This window comes from Streptomyces sp. NPDC126510 (genome assembly GCF_040302345.1).
Classification (GTDB): domain Bacteria; phylum Actinomycetota; class Actinomycetes; order Streptomycetales; family Streptomycetaceae; genus Streptomyces.
Map to the genome: position 1 here is coordinate 1 of NZ_JBEORR010000020.1, position 19,848 is coordinate 19,848.

20 protein-coding genes are annotated in these 19,848 nt (G+C 72.3%); 8 read left to right on the forward strand and 12 right to left on the reverse strand.

Annotation, left to right across the window (positions count from 1 at the left end; genetic code table 11):
* Positions 1 to 187: 187 nt before the first annotated feature.
* A complete protein-coding gene (locus ABTX60_RS26220) occupies positions 188 to 976 on the reverse strand; it encodes a pectate lyase (protein WP_352099457.1) in 789 nt (262 codons plus the stop codon).
* 331 nt (positions 977 to 1,307) lie between these two features.
* Between ABTX60_RS26220 and ABTX60_RS26225 the strand changes: the two genes are divergently transcribed.
* The gene (locus ABTX60_RS26225) at positions 1,308 to 2,648 is read left to right on the forward strand and encodes an extracellular catalytic domain type 1 short-chain-length polyhydroxyalkanoate depolymerase (protein ID WP_352099458.1); all 1,341 of its coding nucleotides are present in this window, start codon (positions 1,308 to 1,310) and stop codon (positions 2,646 to 2,648) included.
* A gap of 107 nt (positions 2,649 to 2,755) precedes the next feature.
* Here ABTX60_RS26225 and ABTX60_RS26230 read toward each other — a convergent pair whose 3' ends face one another.
* Positions 2,756 to 3,835 (reverse strand): NADH:flavin oxidoreductase/NADH oxidase, encoded by a 1,080-nt coding sequence (locus ABTX60_RS26230; protein WP_352099459.1) that lies wholly within the window; start codon positions 3,833 to 3,835, stop codon positions 2,756 to 2,758.
* A 120-nt stretch (positions 3,836 to 3,955) separates the two neighbouring features.
* On the opposite strand from ABTX60_RS26230, the gene ABTX60_RS26235 reads away from it, so the two are divergent.
* Complete coding sequence (locus ABTX60_RS26235) at positions 3,956 to 4,306, forward strand: ArsR/SmtB family transcription factor (protein WP_352099460.1); 351 nt, start codon at positions 3,956 to 3,958, stop codon at positions 4,304 to 4,306.
* A 9-nt stretch (positions 4,307 to 4,315) separates the two neighbouring features.
* Here ABTX60_RS26235 and ABTX60_RS26240 read toward each other — a convergent pair whose 3' ends face one another.
* Positions 4,316 to 5,659, reverse strand: a complete 1,344-nt coding sequence (locus tag ABTX60_RS26240) for an FAD-dependent oxidoreductase (RefSeq protein ID WP_352099461.1) — start codon at positions 5,657 to 5,659, stop codon at positions 4,316 to 4,318.
* Between the two features lie 209 nt (positions 5,660 to 5,868).
* Here ABTX60_RS26240 and ABTX60_RS26245 point away from each other — a divergent pair, with 209 nt between their 5' ends.
* Positions 5,869 to 6,327 (forward strand): DUF6214 family protein, encoded by a 459-nt coding sequence (locus ABTX60_RS26245; RefSeq protein WP_352099462.1) that lies wholly within the window; start codon positions 5,869 to 5,871, stop codon positions 6,325 to 6,327.
* Between the two features lie 232 nt (positions 6,328 to 6,559).
* A complete protein-coding gene (locus ABTX60_RS26250) occupies positions 6,560 to 7,168 on the forward strand; it encodes a hypothetical protein (protein WP_352099463.1) in 609 nt (202 codons plus the stop codon).
* A 161-nt stretch (positions 7,169 to 7,329) separates the two neighbouring features.
* Here ABTX60_RS26250 and ABTX60_RS26255 read toward each other — a convergent pair whose 3' ends face one another.
* A complete protein-coding gene (locus ABTX60_RS26255; protein ID WP_352099464.1) occupies positions 7,330 to 7,983 on the reverse strand; it encodes a DUF305 domain-containing protein in 654 nt (217 codons plus the stop codon).
* A gap of 190 nt (positions 7,984 to 8,173) precedes the next feature.
* On the opposite strand from ABTX60_RS26255, the gene ABTX60_RS26260 reads away from it, so the two are divergent.
* A complete protein-coding gene (locus ABTX60_RS26260) occupies positions 8,174 to 9,676 on the forward strand; it encodes an LVIVD repeat-containing protein (RefSeq protein ID WP_352099465.1) in 1,503 nt (500 codons plus the stop codon).
* Here the strand turns inward: ABTX60_RS26260 and ABTX60_RS26265 are convergent.
* The 5 genes from ABTX60_RS26265 to ABTX60_RS26285 form a co-directional block, all read right to left on the reverse strand.
* Positions 9,664 to 10,350 (reverse strand): TetR/AcrR family transcriptional regulator, encoded by a 687-nt coding sequence (locus tag ABTX60_RS26265; RefSeq protein WP_352099466.1) that lies wholly within the window; start codon positions 10,348 to 10,350, stop codon positions 9,664 to 9,666. The genes ABTX60_RS26260 and ABTX60_RS26265 overlap by 13 nt on opposite strands.
* A gap of 206 nt (positions 10,351 to 10,556) precedes the next feature.
* Complete coding sequence (locus ABTX60_RS26270) at positions 10,557 to 11,246, reverse strand: HAD family hydrolase (RefSeq protein ID WP_352099467.1); 690 nt, start codon at positions 11,244 to 11,246, stop codon at positions 10,557 to 10,559.
* Between the two features lie 9 nt (positions 11,247 to 11,255).
* On the reverse strand, positions 11,256 to 11,963 hold the full coding sequence (locus tag ABTX60_RS26275; RefSeq protein ID WP_352099468.1) for a phosphatase PAP2 family protein: 708 nt from the start codon (positions 11,961 to 11,963) through the stop codon (positions 11,256 to 11,258).
* Positions 11,964 to 12,077: 114 nt separating this feature from the next.
* Entirely contained in the window at positions 12,078 to 13,013 is a 936-nt protein-coding gene (locus ABTX60_RS26280; protein ID WP_352099469.1) for a M56 family metallopeptidase, read from the reverse strand.
* A 290-nt stretch (positions 13,014 to 13,303) separates the two neighbouring features.
* Complete coding sequence (locus ABTX60_RS26285; protein ID WP_352099470.1) at positions 13,304 to 13,852, reverse strand: DUF5134 domain-containing protein; 549 nt, start codon at positions 13,850 to 13,852, stop codon at positions 13,304 to 13,306.
* A gap of 150 nt (positions 13,853 to 14,002) precedes the next feature.
* On the opposite strand from ABTX60_RS26285, the gene ABTX60_RS26290 reads away from it, so the two are divergent.
* Entirely contained in the window at positions 14,003 to 15,667 is a 1,665-nt protein-coding gene (locus tag ABTX60_RS26290; RefSeq protein WP_352099471.1) for an FUSC family protein, read from the forward strand.
* Positions 15,668 to 15,903: 236 nt separating this feature from the next.
* Complete coding sequence (locus ABTX60_RS26295) at positions 15,904 to 16,386, forward strand: MarR family winged helix-turn-helix transcriptional regulator (protein ID WP_352099596.1); 483 nt, start codon at positions 15,904 to 15,906, stop codon at positions 16,384 to 16,386.
* Between the two features lie 34 nt (positions 16,387 to 16,420).
* Here the strand turns inward: ABTX60_RS26295 and ABTX60_RS26300 are convergent, their stop codons facing one another.
* On the reverse strand, positions 16,421 to 17,473 hold the full coding sequence (locus ABTX60_RS26300; protein ID WP_352099472.1) for an aldo/keto reductase: 1,053 nt from the start codon (positions 17,471 to 17,473) through the stop codon (positions 16,421 to 16,423).
* 100 nt (positions 17,474 to 17,573) lie between these two features.
* A complete protein-coding gene (locus tag ABTX60_RS26305; RefSeq protein WP_352099473.1) occupies positions 17,574 to 18,335 on the reverse strand; it encodes a VOC family protein in 762 nt (253 codons plus the stop codon).
* Between the two features lie 183 nt (positions 18,336 to 18,518).
* Here ABTX60_RS26305 and ABTX60_RS26310 point away from each other — a divergent pair, with 183 nt between their 5' ends.
* On the forward strand, positions 18,519 to 19,454 hold the full coding sequence (locus ABTX60_RS26310) for a GNAT family N-acetyltransferase (protein ID WP_352099474.1): 936 nt from the start codon (positions 18,519 to 18,521) through the stop codon (positions 19,452 to 19,454).
* Here the strand turns inward: ABTX60_RS26310 and ABTX60_RS26315 are convergent.
* Positions 19,436 to 19,828 carry a VOC family protein gene (locus tag ABTX60_RS26315; RefSeq protein ID WP_352099475.1) on the reverse strand — a complete coding sequence of 131 codons (393 nt, stop codon included), beginning with the start codon at positions 19,826 to 19,828 and terminating at the stop codon, positions 19,436 to 19,438. The genes ABTX60_RS26310 and ABTX60_RS26315 overlap by 19 nt on opposite strands.
* Positions 19,829 to 19,848 lie beyond the last annotated feature (20 nt).

Here is a 19,848-nt window from a genome sequence, read left to right on the forward strand (position 1 = left end):
CACGAGCCGGCCGTATGGCTCGTGCGCCGACCGGACGGCAGCGGGCGGGCCCGGGTGGCCCACACCCGGGCCCCCCGCCCGTGCGGCTCAGTGGGGGCCGGTCGGGGGTCCCGCCCCCGCCCGGCCGCGCGCAGCGCCCGCCGGGACGCTGCGCACGGCCGCCTTCACCGTGGGGGGAGGACTCGGGCTACCGGTAGGCGATGTCCGAGGTGGAGTAGAGGCAGTTCTTGCTGTCGGGTCCGGAGCCGACAGCGGTGTTGTTGTTGTACTTCTGGCAGGGGACGACCTTGCGGCCGGAGTCGTTGCGGATCGTGATGTTCCGCAGCGTCGCCACGTCGTTGCGGTTGACGTTGATGCCCACGAGCCGCGCGGTGGAGCCGGTGCCGGTCACGTCGATGGTGTTGAGGTTGACCTTGCGGGTGTACTGCGTGGAGCAGTCGCCGCAGGAGCGATACAGCGTCTTGAACTCCTGCACCGCGAAGTTGGAGATGGTCAGGGTGCCGCCGCCGTTGTGCTGGAAGACCTTGTCCGCGGCCTTCTTCGCACCGCCGCCGATCACCTGGTAGGTGGCGCCGTTGCCGCCGCGGAAGGTGGCGGCGTCCTCGCCGACGTCCTCCCACCAGACGTTCTGCAGTGTGCAACTGCCCTCGCAGTGGATGCCGTCGGCCGCGGGGGCGCCGAGGATGACGTTCTTCAGCACCGCGCCGTTGGCGAGCCTGAAGATCGGGTCCTGGCCCTCCTCCTGGCCGTCACCGGCCAGGGCGCCGGTGCCGTAGTACCGCTTCATCCCGTAGTCCTTGGTGCCGGACACGGAGATGGTCGAGGAGGTCCCCTGGCTGCCGTTGGGGGTCGGCCAGGTGGCGGCGCTCGCGGCGGGTGCGTTGACAGTCATGATCATGCCAACCGAGAGGCCGAGTGCGGCCAGTGTGCCGGTCATCGCGCGCCTGCGGGCGCGCGGGCGGGTCGCAGAAGTCATGTCCCGAGTCCTTCTGTCGTGGGGGGGATGGGGGGTCAGGGCCTCCGGTGATCGTGCGTTTCGGAGGAGCCGTCAGAAGCCAGTAGGAACGTATATGTGAATGTTGTTCGTCATCTTGTTCACCATGTGCACTGTAGGTGCCTCGTTCGCGCCAATGGGTCACACTGCTGAACGGAACGTAAAGGGCAAGCGCTTTCTAGTCAACGCCCTGCGCGCAGCGGATTCGGTCGGCACCGGTCAGGGGGCCGGTCGCGTGGGAGCGCTTCCATGGAGAGCATGTTCATGCCACCATGCCGGAACGGACGCCTCCCGCGACGGAAGGAACCCGGACGTGCCCGCCACCCCCCAACCCAAGTCGAGGAGACCGCTGCGGTCTGTTCTCCTCGCGCTCGTCGCCGCGCTGCTGCCGTTGTGCGCGACCACCGCGCTCACCGTGCCCGCGGCCGCCGCCGACGGGCCCGCCCGTGCCTCCGCCCGCGCGGGCGCCGTACCCACCGCGGCCCTGACCGAGGTCACGAACTTCGGCACCAACCCCAGCAACCTGCGGATGTACCTGTACGTACCGGAGAGCGTGACCCCGAAGCCGGCGGTCGTGGTGGCCGTTCACTGGTGCACCGGTTCGGGCCCGGACATGTACAACGGCACCGAGTACGACACGCTCGCCGACCGGTACGGATTCATCGTGCTGTACCCGTCCGTCACCCGCAGCAGCAAGTGCTTCGACGTCTCCTCGCCCCAGGCCCTGCGCCGCGGCGGTGGCAGCGACCCCGTGGGCGTCAAGTCGATGATCGACTGGGTCACCCGCACGTACGACGCCGACACGAGCCGGGTGTTCGCCACCGGCATCTCCTCCGGCGCGATGATGACGAACGTCCTGCTCGGGGACTACCCGGACGTGTTCGCGGCGGGTGCCGCCTTCTCGGGCGTCCCGTTCGGCTGCTTCGCCACCACCGACGGCTCCGAGTGGAACAGCGCCTGCTCGGGCGGCACGATCACCCGCACCGCGAAGGAGTGGGGCGACCTTGCCCGGGGCGCGTACCCCGGCTACACCGGCCCCCGGCCCCGCATGCAGATCTGGCACGGCACCGAGGACGACGTCCTGCGCTACCCCAACTTCGGGGAGCAGATCAAGCAGTGGACGAACGTGCAGGGCGTGAGCCAGACGCCCACCGGCACCGACACGCCCCAGCCCGGCTGGACCCGCACCCGCTACGGCGGCACGGGGGACCGGGCTCCCGTGGAGGCCATCAGTCTCCAAGGCGTCGGCCACAACCTGTACGCGCAGGGCATGGCGTCCCGCGTGCTCACCTTCTTCGGTCTGGACGGCTCCGGCCCGGCTCCTCAGCCCCAGCCGGGCGCCTGCCGGGTGACGGCCTCGGTGAACGCCTGGAACACCGGCCTGACCGCCTCCGTGACCCTCACCAACACCGGCACGACGACCGTCAACGGCTGGAAACTCGGCTTCACGCTGCCCGCCGGTCAGACGGTCACGGGCGGCTGGGGCGCCACGTACGCGCCGTCGTCCGGGTCGGTCACCGCGACCAACGTCTCGTACAACGGCACCATCGCGCCGGGCGCGAGCGTGAGTGTCGGCTACCAGGCCTCTCATGCCGGCAACAGCGCCGCTCCGGCCGCGTTCACGCTCAACGGGACGGCGTGCGCGACCGGTTGACGCACCCTTTCGGGGTTGACGGGCTTTCGGGTGCCGGACCGGAGGGCCGGATCAGACTGGGCCGGGCCGACCGGTGCTACTGGTCCGGCCGAGCCGGACCGACCGGGTCAGACCGACCGGTGGTACTGGTCCGGCACTCGCACCTCGCCGCCGAGTTCCCGCGCCGCGTGCCGCGCCCACGACGGGTTGCGCAGGAGTTCGCGACCCAGCAGAACCGCGTCCGCCTCGCCGTTGGCCAGGATCTTCTCGGCCTGCTCCACGTCGGTGATGAGCCCGACCGCGGCGACCGGCAGGGCCGTCTCCGTCTTCACCCGGGCGGCGAAGGGCACCTGGTAGCCGGGACCGGTGGGGATGTGGACGCCGGAGGCGTTGCCGCCGGTGGAGACGTCCAGCAGGTCGATGCCGTGGGCTCGCAGGTCGGCGGCGAAGCGGACCGTGTCGTCCGCGGTCCAGCCGCCGTCCTCCAGCCAGTCGGTCGCCGAGATTCGGAAGAACAGCGGCTTGTCGTCCGGCCAGACCTCCCGTACGGCGTCGACGACTTCGAGGGCGAAGCGGGTGCGGTTCTCGTACGAGCCGCCGTAGGCGTCGGTGCGGTGGTTGGAGTGCGGCGAGAGGAACTCGTTGATCAGGTAGCCGTGGGCGCCGTGGATCTCGGCGACCTCGAAGCCGGCGGCGAGCGCACGGCGTGCCGCGGCGGCGAACTGCTCCACCACGTCCTTGATCTGGCCGGCGGTCAGCTCGGCCGGGACCGGGTGTCCGTCGGCGAAGGCGAGCGGGCTCGGGGCGACCGGGTCCCAGCCGTGGGCGTCCGGGCCGACCGGCGCGCCGCCCTTCCAGGGGCGGTCGGTCGACGCCTTGCGGCCGGCGTGGGCGAGCTGGATCGCGGGGACCGTGCCCTGCGCGGTGAGGAAGCCGGTGATGCGGCGGAACGCCTCGACCTGCGTGTCGTTCCAGATGCCCAGGTCGTAGGGGGAGATGCGGCCCTGCGGGGACACCGCGGTCGCCTCGACGACGATCAGGCCCGTGCCGCCGGTGGCGCGGGCGGCGTAGTGCGCGAAATGCCAGTCGGTGGGCGCTCCGGCCTCCGGCCCCTGCGGCGCCGCCGAGTACTGGCACATCGGGGGCATCCACACGCGGTTGGGGATCGTCAGCTCGCGCAGGGTGAGGGGCTCGAAGAGCGCGGTCACGGCGGACTCCATTCGTCACGGGGCCGATGTCGACTCGTACGATAGGCATCGTAGTACGGTGGATGTCAAACTACGAGGGTTCTCGTACTATGGAGTCCCCGAGGAAGTGGAGCAGCCGCCGTGTCGTCCCCCGCCGTCAGCAGCCGTGACCTGCCGCATCCCGCGTGTGACGAGATCCGGCTGGAGGAGGTGCTGCATGCGCTCTCGGATCCGATGCGGTTGCGGATCGTCCGGGAACTCGCGAGTGCCACGGGGGAGTTGTCCTGTTCGGACTTCGAGCTGCCCGTCACCAAGTCGACCACCACGCACCACTTCCGGGTGTTGCGGGAGAGCGGGGTGATCCGGCAGGTGTACCGGGGGACGGCCAAGATGAACGGGCTACGGAGGGGCGAGCTCGACGCGTTGTTCCCGGGTCTCATGGCCGCGCTGCTCGACGCGGCCACCCGGCAGGCCGCCCGTCCGGGCGACTGACGCGCGCCTTCAGCGAACCTCGGCCCGAGCGGCTTCCAGGAGCGACGGCCAGTCGGGGAGTTTCACCACGCCCCTGCCCAGTGACGCGCCCAGTGCCGCCTCCGCCCGTTCGATCGACAGCCAGCCCGCCCAGTCCACCGGATCGGTACCTTCGATGCGCAGGGTCGGCAGAGGGTCGTCGGGGACCGTCTTCGCCGCCAGGGCGGGGGCGTCCTCCAGCAGGGCCGTCGCCGTCTCCTTCGCGCAGGGGCGGTTCGTGCCGATGACGCCGGTGGGGCCGCGCTTGATCCAGCCCGCCACGTACTCGCCGGGGGCGACGACGCCCTCGCGCAGGACGCGGCCGGACAGGTTCGGCACGGTTCCGGTGACCGGGTCGAACGGGAGGCCCTCCAGGGGGACTCCGCGGTAGCCGACCGAGCGCAGGACCAGCTGCCCCTCGATGACCTCATGCCGGCCCGTGCCCGTCACGCCGCCGTGGCCGTCCGGAGCTGTGCGTTCGAACCGAGCAGCGCCCACGTGGCCCTGCTCGGCGAGCAGTTCGGCCGGGCGGAGGAAGAACCGAAGGTGGATGCGGCGTGGCGCGCCCTTCGGGGGTGTCTCCGCCCAGCCGCGCAGCACTTCCACGTTGCGGCGCTGGGGCGCGGGCAGTGCGGACGGGTCCGTGTACCCCGGGTCCAGGGCCAGCTCCGCCGGATCCACCACGACGTCGGTCTCCGGCAGGGTGCCCAGTTCGCGTAGCTCCTTGGTGGTGAACCGGGCTTGGGACGGGCCGCGCCGGCCCACCATGTGGATCTCGGTCACCCGGCTGTCCGCGAGGGTGGTCAGGGCCGCCTGCGGCATGTCGGTCGGGGTGAGCTCGGCCAGGCCCCGGGCCAGCATCCGCGTGACGTCCACGGCGACGTTGCCCACGCCGACGACCACGGCCGACCGGGCGTCCCGCAGGAAACCGGCGTCCACGGCGTCCGGGTGGGCGCTGTACCAGGACACGAACTGCGTCGCCGACCAGCTCCCCGGCAGGTCCTCCCCGGGGATGCCCAGATGCCGGTCGGTCGCGGCGCCCACGCAGTACACCACCGCGTGGTAGAGCTCCCGCAGCCGCGCGACGGTCACGCCACCGGGGCCGACCTGCACGCCGCCGAGAAACCGGACCCGGTCGTGCTCGAGGACGGCGCGCAGGTTGTTCTGCAGCGACTTGATCTTCTCGTGGTCGGGTGCCACGCCGTAGCGGACGAGGCCGTACGGGCACGGCAGCCGGTCCAGGACGTCGACGCGCACGTCGGAGTCCAGCTGGACGAGGCTCTGGGCGGTGTAGCACCCGCTCGGCCCGGATCCTACGACGGCGACTCGCAGCACGGCGGAACTCCTTACCCGGGGAAACCGACGGATCTCAGGAGAGCGCTGACGCCTCCAGCATCGCACCGGCCGGGCTCCGCTGACAGGGTGCTGTGCTCCACGCGCGGCGCGTGTCCGATCTGTAGGGAATGTGATCATGCGGTTACGTTCGGCGTGTGCTGAAAGCAGCCTTTCTGAATCTTTCTGATCGCTCTCCGGTGGACGGTGCGGTGTCCGTGCGCCCCGCGTGGGAAGTGCGGGAGAACGAGGGCACCACGCGGTGGTTCGAGTACCGGCTGGTGTTCGAGGACGGCGCCCGGATCGATGCGCTGGCCGTCGTGGGCGGCGGGTGCGTCTGCCTCGAGGAGGTGCGCGCCCAGCCCGCGCTGTCCCTGGACGACCTGGCCGTGCTCGCCGACTGGATCGAGGACTCGGTGGCCGAGGCATGTGGTCCCGGAGCCGGGCCCGACGGCCGCGGGGGTCAGGGGCGCCGTGCCAGGCCGGCCTGGCCGCGCGGGCAGGAAGGGCGTCAGCTGGTGGCGCGGGAGTACCGCGCGGCCCAGCGCGACGGTGCCGACCCCATTCTCGCCGTGATGGGCGCGACCGGCCACAGCCGCCGCGCGTCCCTCCGGCTGATCGGCCAGGCCCGCGACGCGGGCCTGCTGTCGCCACGCCGCGCCCGGCGCTGAACGGACTCGGCCGCCTCGGGAGTCGGCGGCAGTTGCCGATCAGTGCCGATTCCGCACCTCCTACGCTGGTCGGTCAGCAGGCCCGACGAAGACGGAGAGAGCGCGCGTGGCGACGGACAGGGACAGGCCCGGGCGGGCGGAAGAAGCGGGCAGAGCGGTCGGGCCGGTCGAGGACGCTCCTCCTCGTCGCTGTGCGGAGCCGATTCGCTGGTTGCTGTTCAACAGTGCCTGCGTGGCCGCCTCGTTGGCCCTGATGTGGTCCGTGCCGGTGGTGCCCCTGCCGGCCTTCCTGCGCGGCCCGGTATTCGTCATCTGCGCGGTGGCGATCCCCCTGGCGCACATCCTGGTGCCCGGAGTCCTGCTTCGGCACGTCGCTCACAAGAAGGCGCCGAAACTGGCCATCGGAGCGCTCGTCGCCACCCTTCCCGCCGCGGTCGTGCTCGCAGTGATCACGCGAGAGGCCGGTGATGAGCGGGGGCTGGAGAAACGGGGCACGTGGACCGAGGCCGTCGTGGCCGACGTCGACAACGGCACGACCGACGAGTGCACGCTCCGCACCCACGACGGCAAGGAGATCTCACCCCCGATGACGGACGGCTGCGACCCGCTGAGGGTCGCGCCGGGTGACACACTGCGCGTGCTGTACGACCCCGAGGGCGCAGCCGGCCCGTTGGAGCGCGAGGACACGGAAGTGCACCTGAACCCCGGCGCGTACCGGGGGACGATCGGCGGCTTGGCAGCTCTGACCGTCGTGGCAGGTACCTGGGGCTGCGCACGGTTGAGTCGAGGGGAAGGCAGGCGGTACACAGCGGGTGAGAGGACAGGCTCGGCTTGCCGCTGATCCTCCCGATATCGTCCCTTGGCCCGGCCGGTACGAGCGTGCTCACCCGCCTCCGCCACCGACGAGCGCAGGGTTGCCGCAGGCGCGGCAACCCGGGCAGTCACGCTCATCCCCCCCCGCGAACCGTCGCAGTCAGCCAACGGCGACCATGACGAACAAGCTCACAGCATGTTCCGCATCCGTGTGATCTCGCTCGTCTGCTGGGCGATCACCTCGTCGGCCATCTCCTCGACGCGGATGTTGTTGCCCTGCCCCTTCACATCCGTGGCCATGGTGATCGCGCCCTGGTGATGGGTCGTCATCAGGGTCAGGAAGAGGTGGTCGAACGCCTGCCCGTCGGCCGTGCGGAGCTTCTTCAGCTGGGCCTCCGTCGCCATGCCCGGCATCGTGGCGTGCTCGTGCCGCTCGGCCTTCAGCGGCTTGCCGTACGACTTCAGCCAGCCCTTCATCGCCTCGATCTCGGGCTTCTGGCCGGCGGCGATACGCTCGGCGATCCGCCGCACGTCCTTCGACCCGGCGCGCTCGGGGACGAGTTCGGTCATCACCAGGGCCTGGGCGTGGTGCTCGATCATCATGCGGACGTAGGAGACGTCGGCCGAGTTGGGGGAGTCGTTCTCCGAGCGCCGGTCCTTGGCTTCCGCGGCTGACAGGGTGCGGTTCGCCTCGCCGGGCTCACCCGGCGCGATCACCGCGGGCCCGTCCGCGGCTGCCGGCTTCCGGTCCGGACCGGAGTCACAGCCTCCGGTCGCGAGCACGGCCAGGGCGATCAGCCCCGTCGTGACGGCGGATACCCGGGACGCGCGGCGGAACAGCACAACGACCTCCTGTGGCAGGCGGGTTGGAAAGCACCTCGAGTTGCGGACTTCGCACTGGCACGCTTCCGCAGGTCATTGATCGGAAAACTTCATTGCGATTCTGTTGCCCTCTGTTGGTATGAGCATGGCGAAGACGATACTGCGTGGTGCGTGAACCGTTCCGCAGCGAACGGAACCAGGGAGGAAAACAGTGATCCTGTTGAACGACCGCAGAACGCGCCGCAGACGCCTGGGAGTTGTGGCTGCCGCCGGTGGACTGCTCGCCGCGCTCCTCACCGCCTCGCCGGCAGGGGCCATCCCCGACCCGGGGGACGCGCCGCCCGCGCCGAAGAAGGTCTCCAAGAGTGCCCAGGCCGAAGTCCGAGAGGCCATCCGGAGCGGCGAGATACCCGGCCAGGACGAGATCGTCCACTCCGACAACATCGAGCACGTGGCCCACGTCCCCAAGGACGCGCTGCCGGGCACGAACTCGGACCTCGCCTTCCAGGGCAGGTACGCGTTCGCGGGCAACTACGACGGCTTCCGCATCTTCGACATCAGCAACCCCAGGGCACCGAAGACCATCGCCCAGGTCCTGTGCCCCGGCTCGCAGAACGACATCTCCGTCTCCGGCGACCTGCTGTTCCTGTCCACCGACTCCTCGCGCAGTGACAGCAGTTGCTCCAGCACCACCCAGCCGGCGACCGAGAAGTCCTCATGGGAGGGCATGAAGGTCTTCGACATCAGCGACAAGCGCAACCCCAGGTACGTCGCGGCCGTCGAGACCGCCTGCGGCTCGCACACCCACACGCTGGTGCCCGAGCGCCGCAACGTCTACGTGTACGTCTCCTCGTACTCGCCGAACGCCGCCTACCCCGACTGCCAGCCGCCGCACGACGGCATCTCCGTCATCAAGGTGCCGCGCAAGGCCCCCGAGAAGGCGAAGGTCGTGGGCTTCCCCGTGCTGTTCCCGGGTGAGGGTCCGGACGGCGGCGGCAACCCGGGCGGACCCACCAACCCGGGCGTGTCCAAGACCACCGGCTGCCACGACATCACCGTGCTGCCCTCGAAGGACCTGGCCGCGGGCGCCTGCATGGGCGACGGCATCCTGTTCTCCATCAGGGACCCGGAACGCCCGAAGGTCATCGACCGCGTGCAGGACAACGTGAACTTCGCCTTCTGGCACTCGGCGACCTTCAACCAGAAGGCGAACAAGGTCGTCTTCACCGACGAGCTGGGCGGCGGCGGCGGGGCCACCTGCAACGCGGAGGTCGGCCCGGACCGCGGTGCCGACGGCATCTACGACATCACCGGCAAGGGCGACAAGCGCAAGCTCGTCTTCCGCAGCTACTTCAAGATCCCCCGCCACCAGGCGGACACCGAGAACTGCGTCGCCCACAACGGCTCGCTCATCCCGGTCAAGGGCAAGGACCTCATGGTCCAGGCCTGGTACCAGGGCGGCGTCTCCGTCTGGGACTTCACCGACTCGGCCAAACCGAAGGAGATCGCCTACTTCGACCGCGGCCCGCTGACCACCGACGTGATCACGACGGGCGGCTCGTGGTCGGCGTACTACTACAACGGCTACATCTACTCGAACGAGATCGCCCGGGGCTTCGACGTCCTGAAGATCGACGACCGGCGCACCGACCCGGCCCGCCGGGTCCACCAGCGTGAGCTCAACGTGCAGACACAGCCGGACTACTTCGACTGATCCAGGGGGTCGCACTTCGGTGCGGCCCCGGTCGCGAAGAACCGCGACAGATCCTTGTCGCCCCTCCCGCCGGAGACCGCGGTCTCCGGCGGGAGGCCCAGCTCCCGGTCGAGCCGGTAGCGCTTGAACAGCTCCTCCCGCAGCACCGGCACCGGCATCGGCACCCCCGGCACCAGGGCCGCGTACACGGCGCCCATCAGCAGGGCGCGCATCATCGGGTAGTCGCTGTCGACGTCCGGCGACCCGTGCCGGGCCATGGTGTCCCGCAGCAGCTCGGCCAGCCGACGCTGCTCCGGGCACTGCATGAAGCCCTCGGCCTGCAGGATCCCCGCCATGTGCTGGCGCATCAGCACGGGCCGGTCCCTGGCCAGACCCAGGATCGCGTCGATGGCCCGGGCCATCCGCTCCCGTCCGTCGTCCGTGCGCGGCTCGCGCTCCAGAGCCTCCTCCAGCGTGCGGTGCATCAGCCGGTGCACAGCGGACTGCACCAGCTGCCGCTTGCCGGGGAAGTAGTACGACACCAGGCCGCGGGCCGAACCCGCCCGGTCGGCGATGTCGCCGAGCGTGGTCGCCTCGTAGCCGCGCTCGCTCACCAGCTCGACCGCCGCCTGCAGGAGCCGCTCACGGGAACGCCGCCGCAACTCTTCATTCACCGAGGCGCTACGCGGAGACATGCTGCAACTCCCGTGTTGACTGGCCGCCAGCCAACTATACTCAGAGGGGTCCGGCCACGACCTGTCAGGTCCCGGCCGGTGATGCCGTCTGCCTCGGGCGACGCGGGGGATCGTCCGAGGCGGGCGAGCAGTCGGTCCCGGTAGTGGCCTTGGGCTACCTTCCGGCGGCGGGGCGCCCCGCTACTCCCCGCGGACGGCGGGCCGGCTCAGCTCACCAGATCCAGGACCGGCCGCAGCCCGTCCGGCCGGTCGGCCGCCGGCAGGTGGTCCACGAAGTGCACCCCGCATCCCAGTGCGGCCGCTCCGCCGTCCGCACGGCGGTCGTCGCCGACCATCAAGGTCGAGCGCGGATCGGCGCCGAGCGCCTCGCAGGCGGTGGCGAACAGCCGCGGGTCGGGCTTCTGGACGCCGTGCTCGAACGACAAGACGTAGGTGTCGACGTAGGGATCCAGGCCGTGCGCCCGGAAGACCGGCCGCAGGTCCCAGCCGATGTTGCTGACCACCCCGACCGGAACGCCCCGCTCCCGCAACGTGCGCAGCACTTCGGCGGCGTCCGGGTACGGGGACCACGCGGCCGGGGTCATGTGGCGGTCGTACAACGCGTCGTACAGCGCCGGGTCGGGTAGCGGGACCTGCCGGGACAGGCCGGTGTAGGCGGCCCGGTGCAGGGCGGCGCTCCGGTCGCGGATCAGCCAGGCGTCCGCCAGTTCCTCCGGGACCCGGGCGGGATCACCGCCGCCGGGCAGCGCCCCGACCGCCTCCAGAGCCAGTACCGAGGCGGCCAACTCGGCCTCCGCCAGCCGGAGATCGGTCCCGGACAGGGCGCCCCGCAGCCATGAGTCGGTGGACTCGACGCGGAAGAGGGTTCCGGAGAAGTCGAAGAGCACGGCGGTCATGCGGCGATCCTACGAGGCCGCGTCCTGAGGCAGGGGAAGATCCCGGGTCGAGGGCTGCCAGCGCCGGTGCACCCACACCGCGAGGGCCACCACCGTCGTGCCCAGCAGCCAGCCGCCGACCACGTCCGACGGCCAGTGCACACCGAGCCAGATCCGCGTCAGCCCGACCCCGACCACGGAGACGACGGCCACCGCCACGGCGGTACGCCACACGGCCCTTCCTACGCCGTGCCGGTGCAGCAGCCACAGCAACAGGCCGCAGACCACGGTGGCGGTCATGGCGTGGCCCGACGGGAACGCCGAGTAGTGGGCCGAGTCGACGGGGTCGGGCCAGACCGGGCGGGGGCGGTCCACCGCGGCCTTGATGCCCTGCTGCAGCACGGTGCCCAGTGCTACGGCCAGCGCCAGCCACACCGCCGTCCAGCGGGCCGCCCACCGCACCACCAGCCACACGACGACGGCCGCGCACAGCAGACGCATCGTCCAGGGATCCCACACCCAGTCCGTCAGGATGCGGCACGTCTGGGTGAGGACCGGTTCGTCGACCGCCCAGCGGTGGGTGGTGCCGGAGATGTCCCCGTCCACGCCGATCAACGGGCTCCATCTGGCCGCGACGAGGACCAGCAGCAGTGCCGAGCACAGGGCCAGGGCGCCGGCGAGACCGGCGGTGGTGCGGTGTTCCGGACGGGGCGGGGACTCGACGGACGAGGTGTGCATAGACCGATCCTCGCCGAACCGGGGGGTCCGATTCCAGTACGGGGACGATCTTCCGTCACCGGGGCGACGTGCTTCGGTCATGCCGTGTCCTCCGCGGGGGTCCGGGGCCCTTCGCTACCCCAGTGCCCGCAATCCCGGCATGAACGCCAGCAGCACCGGCACCACGGGGACCAGCGCGGCCGCCGCCGTCAGGCGCAGGCGCCGGGCCGCGGTCAGCCGGTCCGGGGGAGTGAGCAACCGGTTCACCCGGGCCGGGACATGGGCCTGCGGGGTCGGGCAGGGACCGAACACGCCGCGGTGCTCGTTCAGTTCGACCAGGGCCAGGGCCGTGGTCAGCCGGCCGAAGCGGCGCGATGCCGTGTCGTCGGCGGCGAGTTCGACCAGACGGTGCATCTCGTCGCGGAACGCGGCGAACACCGGCACCTGCGGAAAGCCTCCGGCCAGTGCCGAGGAGCAGTTCAGCAGCCAGTCGTGCCGGGCCCGGGCGTGGCCCTGCTCGTGGGCGAGCACGGCGTCCAGCTGCCGGCCCTTCAGCCGGTGCAACGCGGCCGTGGTGACCACCAGTTGCGGGGGAGTGCCGGGCTGCCACCAGGCGTCGGGCCGCTCGCTCTCCAGGACGACCAGCCGGCCCGAGACGGCCACCTCGCCCGGCAGCAGCGGGGCCCGGACCAGTAGATCGGCGCGCCGACGGCGGCGCCGGGCGCGGGCCCGGCCGATCTCGCGCAGCAGCATCGCCGCGCTCCACAGGCCGCCGCCGGCCAGTGCGACCGCCGTGGTCGCCGCCCAGGGGCCCGCGGTGCCGAGGGCGTAGGCCTCGACGACCGCGCGCGGAGCCGTGGCGAAGAGGTGCCCGCCGACCGCATGCCAGGCCGCGGCCGCGCTGAGCGTCATCGACAGCGCGCAGCACACGAGGACGGCGGCCACCACGCACTGCCACACCCACAGCGCCACCACCGGCTCACGGTCCGGCCAGTCCGCCCGGGCGAGCAGCCGGGGGGCGGCCACGGCGGTCAGGGCGCCGAGCAGCAACGGCGCGGCGGTGAGCATCATGAGGGCAGCCTATGAGCGCGGCCCCGCTCAGGGGTACGACTTGTGACGCCAAAGTGACGCAGACAACGGATCCGTTGGGGCACCGGGGCCTCTCGGAGGGGGCGTCGGGCAACGGGTCTTCCTGGGGTGCTGGGTCGGCGGGTCTTCCTGGGCTGCCGGGCTGATGGTCTTCCGGTGTGCCGGGCCGACGGGTCCTCCGGGGGCCGGTCGGCGGCTCTTCCGGGGTGCCGGGCCGACGGGCCTTCCGGGGCCTGGTCGGCGGGTCCTCGGGGAGGCCGGGGCGGTCCCGCTCACAGCGTCAGCAGCATCGCCACCATCGCGATCGCCATGGACAGCCGGCAGGCCCGCGCCAGTTCCGGCCGGTCGCCCCACCCGGCGGGGCCGGCACCCCCGGCCACGGCGGCGACCGGCACCAGACGGACGCCGGTCAGCAGTGCGTACCCGGCGAAGTAGAGCAGCAGCGCCCCGGTCAGCAGCGGAACACCCGATCCGCCCGGACCGTGTGCGTGTCCGGGGGAGCCCGCCATGGCGACGGACATGTAGACCATCGCGACCGCCCCCACCAGGTGATGGAGATGGTGCGCGCCGGCCCGCGCCGCCCACAGCGCGTGGACGCCCGCCGCCCCGAACACCGTGGCGTAGACGGTCCACGCCCACGCTGGTGGCGTGAACACCGCCGCCGGCACGGCCATCGCGGCCATTCCGAAACCCATCAGGGCCTCGCCGCCCGCGGCGCTGCGCTGCCCCTCGGCGCCGCTGCGCGTCCGTGCCAGGCAGTAGGCGCCGGTCACCGCGCAGAGCGCCACCAGCAGCCAGCCGGACGAAGCCGGTCCGTGCACGCGCACCTCCCCCCGTCGACAGTCGGTCATTCGATGCCCGGGCCATGCGGCGCGCACGCAAGCGCAAGGGTGTACACGGGGAGCATTCGACGGAGCACGACAGGTGAGGAGGCATGCTTTACGGGTAAAACACATGCAAATCTTATGGTCATGAGCAGTGCGCCCGCCACCCCCGTCAACCCGCCCGTCCGGCGTCTCCCCCTGGTGGGGGTGCTGCGCCTCGGAAGGCCTTCGGAGATCTGGTTCAAGCCCGCGCTGAGCGTGGTCGCGGCGATCGCCCCTCCCGCCCTCACCCTGCTCGCGCTCGGCCGGCTCGACCTGGTGATGTACGCGATGGCCGGCTCCCTGTGCGCGCTGTACGCACACAACCGCCCGTACGCCGCCCGGGCCGGGGCCCTCGCGTGGGTGGTGCTCGGCATGCTCGGCGGGCTCGCCGTGGCCTTGGTCGCGGCCTCGCTCACCGGCAGTGCCGTCGCCCTGGTCACCGTGGGCGCGCTGCTGGCCGCCGCGCACAAGGTGCTGTGCGACGCCACCCGGGTCGGTCCGCCGGGCAATGTCGTCCTCACCTTCGTCAGCTCCGCGTCGCTGTTCGCACCGCAGACCCTCGGCCAGGTGCCCGGACACCTGGCCCTGGCCGCCGGAACAGGGGTCTGGGCCTGGCTGGTCTGCATGGCGCCCGCGCTGCTCAGGCCGCACGGCCCGGAGCGCCGCGCCACCGCCGCCGCCCTGAAGGCCGCCGCCGGATACGCCGGTACCGGCGGCACGGGTGAGGGCCACGCCCGGGCCCGCGCCGCGGGCTATGCCGCCGTGCAGGCCGCCTGGCAGTCGCTGCTGTCCACGCACGCCCCCTCCCGGACCCGCCGGGCTCTCGAACGGCTCGTCGTCCGTGCCGAGGTCGCCCTCGCGGCGCCCGCGGAGGCGGACGCGGGCCGGCTGCGCGCGTGGGCGGGCTCGCTGCGCGGCACCGGGCCCGTCCCGGAGGCCGGACTGCCCGACGCGGGCGCGGACGAACTGCTCGGCGTGGCCGCGGCCCGGCCCCTCCGGGCACGGCTGGGTCCGCTGACCCCGCTCGCGGTGCGTACCGCACTCGGTTGCGCACTCGCCGGCTACGCCTCCCTCTCCCTCGGAATCGGCCGCCCCTACTGGGCACTCGTCACCGCCGCCTCGCTCTACCAGGCCAACATCACGCTGACCTGGAGCCGGGCCGTCCAGCGGGTCGTGGGCAACGTCGTCGGCGTGCTCGTCTTCCTGGCCGTCGTGCCACTCGCGCACCTGGGGCCGGTGGCGCTCGTGCTGTGCTGCCTCGCGTTCAGCTTCGGCGCGGAGGTGCTGATCAGCCGGAACTACTGGCTCGGCAGCGTCTGCGTGACGCCCATGGCCCTGCTCATCACGGAGTTCGCCGGGTACCAGGAGCCCAGGACACTGATGACGGAGCGGGTCGTGGACACCGTCGTCGGCGCGCTGGTGGGGTTCGTCGCCGCCGTGGCCGTCACGAACCGGCGCGCGGGCGACCGCGTCGAACACGCGCTGACCGACGCCGACCGGGCCCGCGAGTACGCCGCCCGCCTCCTGGCCGAGCCGGACCCAGGCACCGCGGCCCTGGAATCGGCGCGCCGCGGCCTCGCCGTCGCCCTGGCCGACCTGCGTGCCACTGCCGACGCCGCCGCCGGTGAATGGTGGCAGCGGGCCCTGCCCCAGGAGCGGGTCGTGCTCGCCGAACAGTCCGGACACCGTACGCTCGCCGCGACGGCCCGACGCCAGGGCCTGCTCCCGGACCGGGACCCGGCCACAGAGACGGAGGACGCACGGCCATGACGCCGACCGAAGGACCATCGCCCGAGCGGAGCGACACGGGGCACGGCCCGCAGCCGGCGGCGGAAGGGCGGGCGGTCGACGAGGCCGGGGCAACGGGAGCGGCGACCGAGGGGAGCGTCCCGGGTGGCGGCCCCTCCGTCGAGGCCGGCCCGGGCGGCGGGCGTCGGAAGGATGCCGGCGGCCCCTCCGTCGAGCCCGACCAGGGCGGCGGCCGCCGGGACGACACCGTCGCTGCCGTGGTGCGGCAGTGGCAGGCCGTGCGTCCCGGTCTCGACACCGGGCCGATGGAGATCATCGGGCGGATCAACCGCTGTGCCGCCCTGCTGCAGCAGGCCGAGGACGCCCCTCTGCGCCGGGCGGGGCTCAGCCGGCCCGAGTTCGATCTGCTGGGCGCCCTGCGTCGTACCGGGCACGAGCTGACGCCGGGGGAGCTGGCCAGGGAGACCTTCTCGTCCGGGGCCGCCGTCACCAAACGCCTCAAGCAGCTGACCGAGCGCGGGCTGGTCGAGCGGCGCGGGGACACCCGCGACCGGCGGGTCGTCCACCTCCGTCTCACCGACGCCGGACGCGACCTCGTCGACGGCATCCTGCCCGTCCAGCTCGCCTACGAGACCGCCGTGCTCTCCGGCCTGGACGGCCCTGAGCAGGGCGAACTCGCGGCTCTGCTCGGGGGGTTGCTGAGCCAACTGGAAGGGCGGCTCGGCGTGCTGCGGGCCTGATCCGTACACCGGAGCGGGCGTGTCGGCGCGCCGGTCAGAGCACCTCGTGCACGGTGCGGCGATGGGTGGAGCGGCGGTCGTCCAGGTCCGCCCAGCGGTCGCCGTAGACGTTCCGGGTGATGAGCGGCTCACGGACGAAGTCGTGCGGGAAACCGAGCGGCACCGCGCTCACCTCGTCGAGCCGGGCGAGGGCGTCCGCGTCGAGGCGGACGCCGACACTGCCCAGATTGTCGGCGAGCTGGCTCTCCCTGGTCGCCGCGATGATCGGCACCACGTTGCCCGGCCGGGCCAGCAGCCAGGCCAGCGCCACCTGCGCCGGACTCCAGCCACCCTGCTCGGCGACCTCCAGCACGGCGCTGATCACCGCCTCCTCGCGCGGGTCGGCGTCCTGGCCGGTGGTGTCCAGCCGTCCCGTCTCGCCCCTGCGGTACTTGCCGGTCAGCCTCCCGGCCGCGAGTGGCGCCCACGCCAGCACGGCCAGGTCGAACGCCCGGGCCTGCGGCAGCAGTTCGCGCTCCGGGGTCCTCTCCAGGAGGCTGTAGCGCAGCTGCGAACCGGCGAACGCGGTCCAGCCCCGCAGCTCCGCCAGGGTGTTCGCCCGGGCGATCTCCCAGGCGGGCCAGTCCGAGACACCGATGTACAGCACCTTGCCCGTGCGGACCAGGTCGTCCAGGGCCCGCATGACCTCCTCGACCGGTGTGAAGTTGTCCCGGGCGTGCACCCACAGCACGTCCAGCCGGTCGGTCCGCAGCCGCCGCAGGCTCGCCTCCACCGACTGGATCAGGTTCTTGCGGTGGTTGCCCGCGGCGTTGACGTCACCGTCACGGATCGCGCAGGTGTACTTGCTGGCCAGTACGAACCGGTCGCGCCGGCCTTCGAGCAGCTCGCCGAGGATCCGTTCCGAGCTGCCGTCGGTGTAGTTGTTCGCGGTGTCGATGAAGTTGCCGCCCGCCTCCGCGTAGGCGTCGACGATCCGGGCGCTGGCCTCCTCACCGGCGCCCCAGCCCCAGTCGTCGCCGATGGTCATCGCGCCGAGACTCAGCTCGCTAACGCGCAGACCGGTCTTGCCGAACAGTGTGTAACGCACGGTTGTCCTCTCCGGGCAGGTCGTACGCAGGACGCTAGGAGCTGGAGCGCACTTCAGCGCAAGCCCCGCCCGGCCCCCCTCGCCGTCACACTCCGCCGTCTCAGCGCTCGTAGTCCGCCCGGTACACGCCGAACATCGCCCCCTGCGGGTCCCGCAGCACCGCGATGCGCGGGCCGTCGGGCACCGAGGTGGGGACCATCAGTACCGTGCCGTGCCGCTGCACGACGGCGGTCGTGTCGTCCACGTCGGCCACGGCGAAGTACGGCAGCCAGTGCGCCGGTACCTCGGGCGGGAACTTCTCGTCCATCGTCACCATGCCGCCGAAGTCGGCGCCGCCGACGCCCCACTGGGTGTAACGGTCCGACGGGGCGACCGTCCAGCCGAACACCCGCGTGTAGAAGGACACGGCTCCCTCCGGATCCCGTGTCATCAGTTCCACCCAGCCCAGCGAACCGGGCGCGTTGAACAGTCCGGCGCCCGGGAAGGTCCCCGCCTGCCACAACTGGAACACGGCACCGCCGGGATCGGCGGCCACCGCGAAACGGCCCACGTCGAACACGTCCGCCGGGCCGAACAGCACCGACCCGCCCGCCTCGGTCACCGCACGGAGAGTCGCGTCCGCGTCGGTCACCGCGAACGACACGTTCCACGCGACCGGCTGCGACGGCTGGTACAGCGGGGCGAGCGCCGCCACGGCCGCGTCCCCGAGGTGCGCGACGGTGTAGCCGCCGGCCTCCTGACGTGCGTCCGTCTCGGGCCGCCAGCCGAACAGCCGCGTGTAGAAGCGCCGGGCCGCGTCCAGATCGCTGGTCCCCAGCTCGGTCCAGCAGGGACCGCCGGTCACCGGTGCGTCGAGCTTCATGGCGTTCCTTCCGCGAGCGGCGGGGGCAGGCCCCCCGGGCCCCTCCAGCACGCTAAGCCGCCCCCCTGACTCCCTGCCATCCGGGCGACCCGGTGGTGTGCCGCAGTGGCCCCGGCGTACCCTCGCCCCGTACCGCACCCGCGTGGCGGCCGCCGGCTCCTTCACCCTGCACGGAGGTGTCCCATGCCCGCGCCCCAGGTGCGCCCCTTCCGCCGGACCGACCGCGACCAGCTGACCGACCTGGTCAACCTGCACGTGGCGGCCGTCGTCCCCGGCGTCTCCGTCTCCGTGAACACCGTCCTCGGTGACCTGGAGCGGCGGCCCGGCGAGTTCATCACCGACCCGTGGGTGGCCGAGCGGACGACGCTCGTCGCCGAGCAGCGCGAGCAGGTCGTCGCCGCGGCCCACCTGCTGCGCTACCGCGCCGACGCCGAGGTGGGCGCGTACTACCGGGACGCCGCCGAGATCAACTGGTTCCTGCACCGCCCGGCGGCGTCCCTCCGGCCGGACGCCGACCTCGCCGCGGACCTGCTGATGCGGGCGTGCCTCGCACAGTTCGCCCGCTGGAACGCCCGCGTCCGGTACGCCGACGGGGCCCTGCCCGCCCCGCTCGTGTACGGCCTGCCCCGCAACTGGCCCCACATCCGGGCCCTCTACGAACGGGCGGGGTTCCGGCACACCGGGGGCACCGAGGTCATCCTGATCGCCCGGGTGGCCGACCTGCCGGCCCCCGAGCCCCGGCCGGGCGTCACGGCCGAGCGCACCCCGGGGGAGTGCGGCACCCGCTTCACGGCCCGGGCCGAGGGGAAGAGCCTCGGTTTCATCGAGATCGACACGGCCCTGGCGCGCCCGGAACGCCACGCCCGCGCGGCGGGAATCGCCGACATCGGCAACCTGCACATCGACCCCGCGCAGTACGGCACCGGACTGGAGCACTGGCTGCTCGCCCGGGCCGCCGCCTGGCTGCGGCTGTGCGGCGTCGACCGTCTCGTCGCCTGCGAATCGGCCGCCGACAGTGCCCCGCTCGCCCTCCTGGCCGGTGCGGGCTTCGGCGAACTCACCCGCACCGACCGGGGCTGGGAGCACCGCGCCGACCGAACTCAGATGCCGGGCCGATAGCGCATCGGGTGGTCCGCCGGAACCTCCACCAGCACGATCGGCGTCCCGTCCGGATCGGCGATCCACATCTCGATCAGCCCCCAGGGTTCCTTCACCGGCGGCCGCACGATGTCGACGCCCTTCGCCCGCAGTTCCCCCTGTGCCGCGGCCACGTCGTCGACCTGCAGCCACAGCCGTACTGCGGGCACCGGGGGCGTCTCGGACCGGCCCGAGACCTCGAGGAAGCCGCCGCCCATGAAGAAGACGGTGCCGCGCTCGGCACCCGTGCCGAACTCGCGGTAGACGGCGAGGCCCAGCTGCTCACCGTAGAAGGCACGGGACCGCTCGGGGTCGGTGGGGCGGAGCAGGATCCGGCTGCTGAGTACATGCACCATGCAGCGGAGCTTAGGGCCCG

Excerpts from the sequence above, each read along its gene's own strand:
- ABTX60_RS26290 (WP_352099471.1), top strand. The coding sequence starts at position 14,003 with ATGAGCAGTGCGCCCGCCACCCCCGTCAACCCGCCCGTCCGGCGTCTC.
- ABTX60_RS26220 (WP_352099457.1), bottom strand. The coding sequence starts at position 976 with ATGACTTCTGCGACCCGCCCGCGCGCCCGCAGGCGCGCGATGACCGGC.
- ABTX60_RS26315 (WP_352099475.1), bottom strand. The coding sequence starts at position 19,828 with ATGGTGCATGTACTCAGCAGCCGGATCCTGCTCCGCCCCACCGACCCC.
- ABTX60_RS26310 (WP_352099474.1), top strand. The coding sequence starts at position 18,519 with ATGCCCGCGCCCCAGGTGCGCCCCTTCCGCCGGACCGACCGCGACCAG.
- ABTX60_RS26275 (WP_352099468.1), bottom strand. The coding sequence starts at position 11,963 with ATGCACACCTCGTCCGTCGAGTCCCCGCCCCGTCCGGAACACCGCACC.
- ABTX60_RS26305 (WP_352099473.1), bottom strand. The coding sequence starts at position 18,335 with ATGAAGCTCGACGCACCGGTGACCGGCGGTCCCTGCTGGACCGAGCTG.
- ABTX60_RS26265 (WP_352099466.1), bottom strand. The coding sequence starts at position 10,350 with ATGTCTCCGCGTAGCGCCTCGGTGAATGAAGAGTTGCGGCGGCGTTCC.
- ABTX60_RS26280 (WP_352099469.1), bottom strand. The coding sequence starts at position 13,013 with ATGATGCTCACCGCCGCGCCGTTGCTGCTCGGCGCCCTGACCGCCGTG.
- ABTX60_RS26270 (WP_352099467.1), bottom strand. The coding sequence starts at position 11,246 with ATGACCGCCGTGCTCTTCGACTTCTCCGGAACCCTCTTCCGCGTCGAG.